The sequence below is a fragment of the Streptomyces angustmyceticus genome, from assembly GCF_040701845.1.
GTDB lineage: Bacteria > Actinomycetota > Actinomycetes > Streptomycetales > Streptomycetaceae > Streptomyces > Streptomyces angustmyceticus_A.
Genome location: NZ_JBFBHQ010000028.1, coordinates 85074 through 94095, shown reverse-complemented (window position 1 = coordinate 94095; position 9022 = coordinate 85074). Strand labels below are relative to the sequence as shown.

Genomic DNA, 9022 nt, shown 5'->3' with positions numbered 1-9022 from the left:
GTTCGCGAAACCGGCGAACAGCGGCGTCGCGAACATCAGCAGCATGATCGTGCCGTGCATCGTGAACGCCTGGTTGAACTGCTCGTTCGACATGACCTGGTGGCCGGGACGGGCCAGTTCGGCGCGCATCAGCAGCGCCATCACCCCGCCGACGCAGAAGAACGCGAACGCGGTGACCAGGTAGAGCGTGCCGATCGTCTTGTGGTCGGTGGTCGTCAGCCACTTCACGGGAGATCTCATGCTCCGTAGGTGTCCGCGGCCGCCGCGGACGTCACCCCCGGCCGGGAACGGCGGGCCCGAGCGCCGGTGGGAAGTCTCACCCCACAAGGGTGTGAAGATCGGCGCCATGCCGGACACCAAGGGTTCATGAGCACGGACGACGCCTTCGCCGAGGCCTATCGCGCGCACTACTGGGCGGTCAGCCGCTTCGTGGCGCGGCGGCTGGACGGGCAGGCACACGAAGTCGAGGAAGTGGTGGCGGAGGTCTTCTCCATAGCCTGGCGGCGACGCGCCGAACTTCCCGATGCGCCGCTGCCCTGGCTGTACGGGGTGGCCCGCAACTGTCTGGCCAATACGGTGCGGGGGCTGGGCCGCTACCGGCGGCTGCTGCACCGGCTCGGCAACCACGAGGCGGCGCAGCGGGGACAGACCGTGGAGAGCCCGGACGCCGAGCGGCCCGGCTCCTGGGTGCACGAGGCGCTGACCCGGCTCGCCCCGGCCGATCAGGAGGTGCTGCGCCTGACGGCCTGGGAGGAACTGAGCATCGACGAGCTGGCGGTGACCCTCGGGTGCGGCCGGAGCGCGGCGGCCATGCGGCTGCACCGGGCGCGCGGCCGGCTCCGTACCCAGATCGAGCGGATGCAGCGAGGCACCACCGGGCCCGAGGCGCCTCCGCCACGGCCCGAGGCGCCACCGCCGCCGTCCGACGCACCCCCACCGCGGTCCGACGCACCCCCGCCAGGTGCCGACGCACCGCCGTCGCGTCTCCCCTCCCCCTCGGCGCCCGCACCCCGCCCGGCACCCACTCGCCCCACCCGTGACTCCCCCGCCCCCGAACCCACCCGACGCTCCCCCCACCCCGTACCGACCCGAGCGGGAGGCCGCCGCCATGACTGAGGAACTGGAGCTGCTGCGGCAGGCCGACCCCGTCTCCGCCGACGAGGGACCCTGGCGCGACCGCCCCCTGACCGCGCGGGCCGAGGCCCGCCTGCAGGACCTGACCGCCGGCGCCGCCCCGCGCGGCCGCCCCCGTCCCGTGCGCCGTAACCGCCTGGTGATGGGGCTGACCGCCGTATCGGCGGCCGCCGTCGCCGCCCTGGCGCTCGCCTTCTCCGGCGCCGGCAGCAGCCCCGCCGTCGCCGCGCCCGCCGCCCTCGCCCTGCGCGCCGACGCCCCGTCCGTCCCGCTGGACGTCCTCGCCCGCCGGGCGGAGGCCAGGGCGCGGGCGGCCGGCGCCGGGGACGGGCCGCGCCGGGGCAGTCATCTGCAGAGCTGGTACATGACCATGGAGTCGGGCCCCGACGCCGATCCGCCCGTCACCGTGCCCGAGGAGCACATCACCCGCTGGCACGCCGACGGCAGCGGCTCGGAGCTGGTGGTGGCCACCGACCCGCGGCATCCGGGCCGCCCGGTGATCCACGACGACGACGGCCGGTGGCAGACCGTGAGCGACGGCAAGGTGCTGCACCGCAAGACCTACCCCGCGGGCTCCGAAGCCCAGCACGGCGGCCTCGCCTCCCGTACGCGGCCGTCGACGGACCCCGCGGGCCTGCGGGAACAGCTGTCGTGGCTGTACGGCGGGCCCGGCGGCCTCCGCACCACCCCCGAGCTCCTGTCCGCGCTCTCCTCCTTCCGGCAGGAGTGGACCCCGGGCCCGCGGGAGACCGCCGCCGTCGCCCGGATCCTGGCCGATGCCGACGGGCTGCGGCAGGCGGGCGCGGTCACCGACCGGCTGGGCCGGCGCGGTCTGGCCTATGTGTACGACGGTCCCGACGGCGCCGCGAACGCCACCCGGCAGATGGTGATCCTCGATCCGCGCACCGGCGAACTCCTCGGGCTGGAGATCACCTTCACCAAGGACGACCGGGACTCCAGGGTCAAGGCGGGGGAGGTCATGTCGTACGAGGCCTGGATGCCGTGAGCCGGCGCCTCCCCGCCGGCCCGCGCCCGAGTGGCGGGGCCGGCGGTCATGGCCGATCCTTGAGAGAACGCGACGATCCACCTCGGCGCGGCGGGCAGCACTGTGCCGCCGCGCCGTTCTCGTGTCCGTACGCGTCGTGCGCGTACCCCGAGCGGCGCGCTCGCGCACCCGGTCCCGCCGCCTCCCCCTCCCGGCCGGTCGGCCGGCCGGCCGCCCCGTGACCCACCTCACAAACCCGTGAGGGTTGCAGCGGATCACCGCGATATGGATCACAGACCTAAGCGCCACTGATTGCTTCCCGACAGGGCGTTTCCCCTGCAAGGAGCGGGTATACGGCCACCTGCGCGGTCGTCCGCGCACTGTCCGTGATGATCCGGTCTGCCCCTATGGTCGACCTTTGCCCGCCGCTCCATGGCGGGCTGTGGCCCGCCCGAGGCGGGCGGAGTCATGTTGTCGTCCAAAGAGAGCGCAGGCGAGCGAGCACGTGCCGACGCAGTCCCCCGTCGCCCCCGGGCCCCGCAACCCCGTCGGCGGCCGTGCCGACACCGCAACCGAGCGGAAACAGCCGTCCGATCCGGCACAGCAGGCATCGGGCGAGGTGACCGTCGTCGATCCCGTGATGGTCAAGCGTGCCGTCTCGGCGGCCGCGCTCGGCAATGCGATGGAGTGGTTCGACTTCGGCGTGTACAGCTACATCGCGGTCACCCTCGGACACGTCTTCTTCCCGTCCGGGAATCCGACCGCGCAGTTGCTGTCGACGTTCGGAGCGTTCGCGGCGGCGTTCCTGGTCCGCCCCATCGGCGGCATGGTCTTCGGGCCGCTCGGTGACAAGATCGGCCGGCAGAAGATCCTCGCGATCACCATGATCATGATGGCCGCGGGCACCTTCGCCATCGGCCTGATCCCGTCCTACGCCTCCATCGGCGTCGGGGCGCCGATCCTGCTGCTCGTCGCCCGCCTGGTGCAGGGCTTCTCCACCGGCGGCGAGTACGGCGGCGCCTCCACCTTCATCGCCGAGTACGCACCCGACAAGAAGCGCGGATTCCTCGGCAGCTGGCTGGAGTTCGGCACCCTGGCCGGTTACGTCGGCGGCGCCGGCCTGGTCACGCTGATGACCGCGCTGCTGTCCACCGAGGACCTGACCTCCTGGGGCTGGCGCATCCCGTTCCTGATCGCCGGACCGATGGGCGTCATCGGCCTCTACCTGCGGATGCGGCTCGAAGAGACCCCGGCCTTCGCCCAGTTGGAGAAGGAGGCGCGGACCAAGGAGAAGGCGCGCCGCGAGGCCGAGAAGCGGATCGGCGTCCGCGAGATGATCTTCGGTCAGTGGCGGTCGATGCTGCTGTGCATCGGCCTGGTCCTGGTCTTCAACGTCACCGACTACATGCTGCTGTCGTACATGCCGAGCTACCTGACCTCGGAGCTGAAGTACGACGAGACCCACGGGCTGCTGGTCGTGCTCGCGGTGATGGTCCTCATGATGTGCGTCCAGCCGTTCGCGGGCCGGCTCACCGACCGCTTCGGCCGCCGCCCGGTCATCGGCGCGGGCTGCGTCGGCTTCCTGGTGCTGTCCGTCCCCGCCCTGCTGCTGATCCGGCAGGGATCGCTGGCCGCCATCGCGGTCGGCATGGCCGCCCTCGGCCTGCTGCTGGTCACCTTCACCGCGGCGATGCCGTCCACGCTGCCCGCGCTGTTCCCGACGAAGGTGCGCTACGGCTCGCTGTCGATCGGCTTCAACGTCTCCGTGTCGCTCTTCGGCGGCACGACGCCGCTGGTGGTCACCGCCCTGATCGGCGCGACCGGCAACAAGATGATGCCCGCCTACTACATGATGGCGGCGGCCGTGATCGGCGGCATCGCCGTCCTGCTGATGTCGGAGAGCGCCCGCAAGCCGCTGCCCGGCTCCCCGCCGGCCGTCGAAACCGAGGCGGAGGCCCGCGAGGTCCGCGCACCGGCCACGGCCGACTCGGCGGCCTGACCGCCCGGACCGCCCCGGGCACCGGCCGGCATCACCGGCACCGTTGCTCCGCTCCGCCCCGTCGGCCTCCGCCGGCGGGGCGGAGTGCTGTGCTCGGCGACCTCCCGCGCCGGACGTCTCTGCGGTGGCCGGCGCGGAGGTCCCGCCCCGCTCGGTCCCTCAGCCCTTCGCCCCTTCACCCCGCGCGCCGGCCCGGCGGAAGGCACCCGGGGTGATGCCGAAGCAGCGCACGAACCAGCGGTGGAAGTGCGCCTGGTCGGCGAAGCCCGCCTCGGCGGCGGCATCCGATGCGGCGCGGCCCTCGGCGAGGAGGGTGCGGGCGCGGCGCAGGCGCAGCAGCCGCTGGAAGTCGCTGGGCGCCATGCCGTACTCGGCGCGGAACGCCCGGTAGAGCGCGAAGCGGCTGCATCCCGCGGCGTCGGCGAGTTCCTGGGCCGACAGCGGCTGGTCGAAGGCCGCCATCAGCAGATCCCGCGCCCGCCGGGCCGCCTCGGCCTGTGCGCCCGCGGGGAGTTCGCGGGGTCCGGCCGCCGCGGCACCGCCCGTGGCGTTGCGCCGCACCATGGCCTCGACGGCCGCGGTGAGCCGTTCTTCCCGTACGAGGGGATCGGCGCCGCCGACGAGCGCCGGATGCAGCCGCCGCAGCGCGCGGGCCAGCACCGGGTCGTCGACCACCGGCCGGTCGAACAGCGGCATGGCACCCCGGCCGCCCGTCACGTCGTCGAGCACGGCGCGTACGACGTCCGGGCCGATGTGCATGATCCGGTAGGTGAAGCCGAGTTCGACGGCGGACTCCCCGTCGTGCGGGTCGTCCGGGTTGAACGCCATCACCATGCCGGCGGCGCTGGTGTGGCCCGCACCGCGGCAGGTGAAACGCTGGGCGCCGCTCTCGGTCACCGCGAAGGAATAGGCGTCGTGGCTGTGCGGATGGAAGACATGGCGGACGAAGTGCGCGTGCATCGCTTCCAGCGGCCGGTCCGGATCGCGCCAGTAGCGCGCCCAGTCCCCGTCGTGCTGCCTGCTCATCGCTCCAGTCTGCCGGGCCGCACCAGCGTTCAATACGGCAGTCCGGATGGCGGACGAGACTCCCCGTATGACGACCGCACCCACCGCAACCGAATCCCCCCGTACGGCACCGGCCGCTCCCCGCTTCGAGACCAAGATCGCCGTGATCGTCCGGGACGACCTCGCCGGCTGGCAGAAGTTGAACGTCACCGCGTTCCTCGCCAGCGGCATCGCGCACGCCTCCGGCGACATCATGGGCAAGCCCTACGAGGACGCCTCCGGCCACGGCTACCTGGCACTGCTGCGCGAGCCGGTGCTCTGCTACGCCGCCGACGCCGCGGCCCTGACCCGCACCCATGCCCGCGCGCTGAGCCGGGCCGTGCCCACCGCGGTGTACACGGCCGACATGTTCGCCACGGGGAACGACGACGACAACCGGGCGGCGGTACGGGCGGTGGCCGCCGACGACCTGGACCTGGTGGGGCTCGCCGTCTACGGCCCCCGCGGCATCGTCGACAAGATCACCAAGGGCCTGAAACTGCACGGCTGACCGGGCCGCGCCCGCCGCCCTGGCCTGCCCTCGCCGTGCACCATGCGGCACGATGGTCGCCATGAGCATCGTGAAGATCAATGTACTGACCGTGCCCACCGAGCAGCGAGAGGTCCTGGAGAAGCGCTTCGCCTCCCGCGCCGGCACGGTGGACTCCTCGGACGGCTTCGAGTGGTTCGAGCTGCTGCGCCCCGTCGAGGGCACCGACCAGTACCTCGTCTACACCCGGTGGCGGGACGAGGAGTCGTTCCAGGCGTGGATGGAGGGGCCGATGAAGGCCGCGCACCAGCAGGGTGCCGGCGCCGAGGGCGGCGAGCGGCCCAAGCCCGCCGCGTCCGGGTCGACGCTGTGGTCCTTCGAGGTGGTGCAGCAGACCGGTCCGAAGCAGGGCTGAGCCCCGGCGGCGTCGCTCGAAATCCGTTGCGCCGTGCGCCGCCCCGGTGCCCACAATGACGACATGAGCGACGCCGCCACCCTGCGCCTCCCCTGGACCGTCACCCCGGAGCCGGTCGGGTCACCGGACGCCGGGGCGCTGTTGCGCGAGTACTACACCGAAGTGGCCGACCGGTACTTCGCCCTGCACGAGGGCCGCGGTTCGACGCCGGCGGAGATCGACGAGGGCATCGCGGAGTACCCCAGCGCCGATCTGACGCCACCGGACGGCGTGCTGCTGGTGGCCCGCCACGGCGGGGCGGTGGCGGGCTGCGCCGGGGTGCGGATGCTGGACGCGCGGACCGCGGAGCTCAAGCAGATGTTCGTACGGGCCGCCCGGCGCGGCCGCGGCGGGGCGGGCGTGCTGCTCACGGCCGCCGAGCGGGCCGCGGTGCGGCTGGGCGCCGAGCGGATGCGGCTGGACACCCGGCTGGACCTGGTGGAGGCCGTCGCGCTCTACCGGCGGCACGGCTTCGTGGAGATCGATCCGTACCACGAGGACCCCTACGCGGAGATCTTCTTCGAGAAGCGACTGGCGGGCCCGGACGCCGGGGACGACCGGGCGGGCGGCGGGGGCGCGCCGACCGGCACCGGCTGACGGCCGGTGCGGCATCCGGGCGCCGAGCCTCCCCGCCGGCCACCGGATCCCCCCGCCGACACCCCGTCCTCCCCACTCACTTGGCAAGATCCGGCGGCCCCGGCGTGCGCGGAGGGATGCGGGGCAGCGGGCGGCGGGTGTCGCCGTGGTGGGGTTCCTCCTCGTCCGAGCCGCACAGTTCCGCGGTCAGTTCGCGGACGAGTGCGGTGAGGTCGGTGGGCCGGTCGTCGGTCCACCAGTCGCCGAGCAGCTCCGCGAGCGACTGCTGCCGGGCCGCCGAGAGCCGTTCGGCGGTCTCCAGGCCGTCGCCGGTGAGCCGCAGCAACACCCCGTCGCGGGTGGCGAGTCCGCGTTCCTCGATCTGCCGGACGCTCTCGGCGAGCACCCCGAGCGGGACGGTGCTGCGTTCGGCGAGCCGTGCCGGTTCCACCGCGCCGCAGCGGTGGATGCGCAGGATCAGCCAGCCGGCCGCGGGTCTGAGGTCCAGGCCGGCCCGTGCGGTGATCTTCTCGTAGATGTGCTTGCGGCCTTCCCTGCTGCCGAGTTTGGACAGGGCGCGGGCGCATTCGTCGCGCGAGGACCGCTCGACGGGGTTGGAGGAGAGCACCTCGCTGGTGTCCGGGGCGGTGACGCTGCCGCGCAGCGGCTCCTCCTTGAGGAACCAGGCCAGGACGAACGCGACCAGGACGACGGGGACGGCGTAGAGGAAGACATCGGTGATCGAGTCGGCGTAGGCGTGCAGGACGCCGGCGGCCTGTCCGGACGGCAGCCGGGCGACGGTCCGCGGATCCTCGGCGATCGTGGCGGCGTCGACGCCCGGCGGCAGGGGCACCCCGGCGACGGCGTCGGCGATCCGCGGCCGGAGGTGGTTGGTGAAGACCGTGCCGAAGAGGGACACGCCGAACGAGCCGCCGATGGAGCGGAAGAAGGTGGCACCGGAGGTGGCGACGCCCAGGTCCTGGTAGACGACGGCGTTCTGCGCGATGAGCACCAGCACCTGCATCACCAGGCCGAGTCCGAAGCCGAAGACGAAGAAGTACGCGCTCATCTCGGCGACGCCGCTGGACGGGTCGAGCCGGTGCAGCAACAGCAGTCCGAGCGCGACGACGCCGGTGCCGGCGATCGGGAAGACCTTGTAGTGGCCGGTGCGGCTGACGATCTGCCCGGACCCGGTGGAGGCCAGCAGCATGCCGCACACCATCGGCAGCATGTGCACACCGGACAGGGTCGGGGTCACCCCCTGCACGACCTGCAGGAACGTCGGCAGATACGTCATCGATCCGAACATCGCGAAACCGACGACGAAGCCGATGACGGCGGTCAGCGTGAAGGAGCGGCTGCGGAACAGGCGCGGCGGCAGGACGGGTTCGGCGGCCCGGCGCTCGACGACCAGGAACACCGCCAGCAGCACGACGCCGAGTGCGCCGCATCCCACGATCTGCCAGGAGGACCACGGGTAGCTCACGCCGCCGAGCGAGGTCATCAGGACGAAGCAGGCGGCGACCGCGGCGATCAGGGCGGTGCCCGGGTAGTCGATCCGGTGCGGGGTGCGGCGGCGCGGGATGTGCAGCACGGCGGCGATGACGGCGAGCGCGACGATGCCGACGGGGACGTTGATGTAGAACACCCAGCGCCAGCTGAGGTGGTCCACGAACAGCCCGCCGAGCAGCGGTCCCAGGACGCTGGCGCCGCCGAAGACGGCACCGAACAGGCCCTGGTACTTGCCGCGTTCGCGGGGCGGCACGATGTCGCCGACGATCGCCATCGACAGCACGATCAGCCCGCCGCCGCCCAGGCCCTGGAGGGCCCGGAAGGCGATCAGTTGCCCGATGTTCTGCGCGACACCGCACAGCACCGACCCGACCAGGAAGATCACGATGGCGGTCTGGAACAGCTTCTTGCGGCCGTACTGGTCGCCGAGCTTGCCCCACAGCGGAGTCGCGGCCGTCGCGGCCAGGAGGTAGGCGGTGACCACCCAGGAGAGGTGGTCGAGGCCGCCGAGCTCGCTGACGATGGTGGGCAGCGCGGTGGCGACGATGGTCTGGTCGAGCGCCGCGATGAGCATGCCGAGCAGCAACGCGCCGATCGCGACGAGGACCGTCCGCCGGGACCGGTCCGCGCCGGGGACGGCAGGAGCACCGGTGTCCTGCGCCATGGGCGTCTCCCTCTGTTCGGCCGGGCCGCCCCTTCCGTCGCGGACCGCCCTTCGGACCCCTTCCATCCTGGGTGGTTCGCCCGGATATGGCCCGCCGAACGGCGTTCGGCATCCAGGGCCGTTCAGGGGACACCCGGGGTATGCCGTACGGATGTCTTCGAGCG

9 protein-coding genes are annotated in these 9022 nt (G+C 72.9%); 6 read left to right on the top strand and 3 right to left on the bottom strand.

Going from position 1 to position 9022, the window contains the following annotated elements:
- On the bottom strand, nt 1–240 hold a 240-nt coding region (locus AB0411_RS33035), incomplete at its 3' end, for a cbb3-type cytochrome c oxidase subunit I (protein WP_366420957.1).
- 126 nt (nt 241–366) lie between these two features.
- Here AB0411_RS33035 and AB0411_RS33030 point away from each other — a divergent pair.
- The 3 genes from AB0411_RS33030 (at nt 367) to proP (ending at nt 4118) form a co-directional block, all read left to right on the top strand.
- A complete protein-coding gene (locus AB0411_RS33030) occupies nt 367–1116 on the top strand; it encodes an RNA polymerase sigma factor (protein WP_366420956.1) in 750 nt (249 codons plus the stop codon).
- The gene (locus AB0411_RS33025; protein WP_366420955.1) at nt 1109–2140 is read left to right on the top strand and encodes a CU044_5270 family protein; all 1032 of its coding nucleotides are present in this window, start codon (nt 1109–1111) and stop codon (nt 2138–2140) included. The genes AB0411_RS33030 and AB0411_RS33025 overlap by 8 nt, the downstream gene beginning before the upstream one ends.
- A 484-nt stretch (nt 2141–2624) precedes the next feature.
- Nucleotides 2625–4118 (top strand): glycine betaine/L-proline transporter ProP, encoded by a 1494-nt coding sequence (gene proP, locus AB0411_RS33020; RefSeq protein WP_366420954.1) that lies wholly within the window; start codon nt 2625–2627, stop codon nt 4116–4118.
- Between the two features lie 159 nt (nt 4119–4277).
- Here the strand turns inward: proP and AB0411_RS33015 are convergent, their stop codons facing one another.
- Nucleotides 4278–5144: an AraC family transcriptional regulator gene (locus AB0411_RS33015; protein ID WP_366420953.1), complete on the bottom strand. Its 867-nt coding sequence runs from the start codon at nt 5142–5144 to the stop codon at nt 4278–4280.
- A gap of 67 nt (nt 5145–5211) precedes the next feature.
- On the opposite strand from AB0411_RS33015, the gene AB0411_RS33010 reads away from it, so the two are divergent.
- The 3 genes from AB0411_RS33010 to AB0411_RS33000 all read left to right on the top strand — a co-directional run bounded on the left by AB0411_RS33010 (nt 5212) and on the right by AB0411_RS33000 (nt 6703).
- Nucleotides 5212–5673 carry a DUF2000 family protein gene (locus tag AB0411_RS33010; RefSeq protein ID WP_366420952.1) on the top strand — a complete coding sequence of 154 codons (462 nt, stop codon included), beginning with the start codon at nt 5212–5214 and terminating at the stop codon, nt 5671–5673.
- 61 nt (nt 5674–5734) lie between these two features.
- Complete coding sequence (locus tag AB0411_RS33005) at nt 5735–6067, top strand: antibiotic biosynthesis monooxygenase family protein (protein ID WP_366420951.1); 333 nt, start codon at nt 5735–5737, stop codon at nt 6065–6067.
- Between the two features lie 63 nt (nt 6068–6130).
- Entirely contained in the window at nt 6131–6703 is a 573-nt protein-coding gene (locus tag AB0411_RS33000) for a GNAT family N-acetyltransferase (RefSeq protein ID WP_366420950.1), read from the top strand.
- Nucleotides 6704–6779: 76 nt separating this feature from the next.
- Here AB0411_RS33000 and AB0411_RS32995 read toward each other — a convergent pair whose 3' ends face one another.
- The gene (locus tag AB0411_RS32995; RefSeq protein WP_366420949.1) at nt 6780–8858 is read right to left on the bottom strand and encodes an MFS transporter; all 2079 of its coding nucleotides are present in this window, start codon (nt 8856–8858) and stop codon (nt 6780–6782) included.
- Nucleotides 8859–9022: the final 164 nt, after the last annotated feature.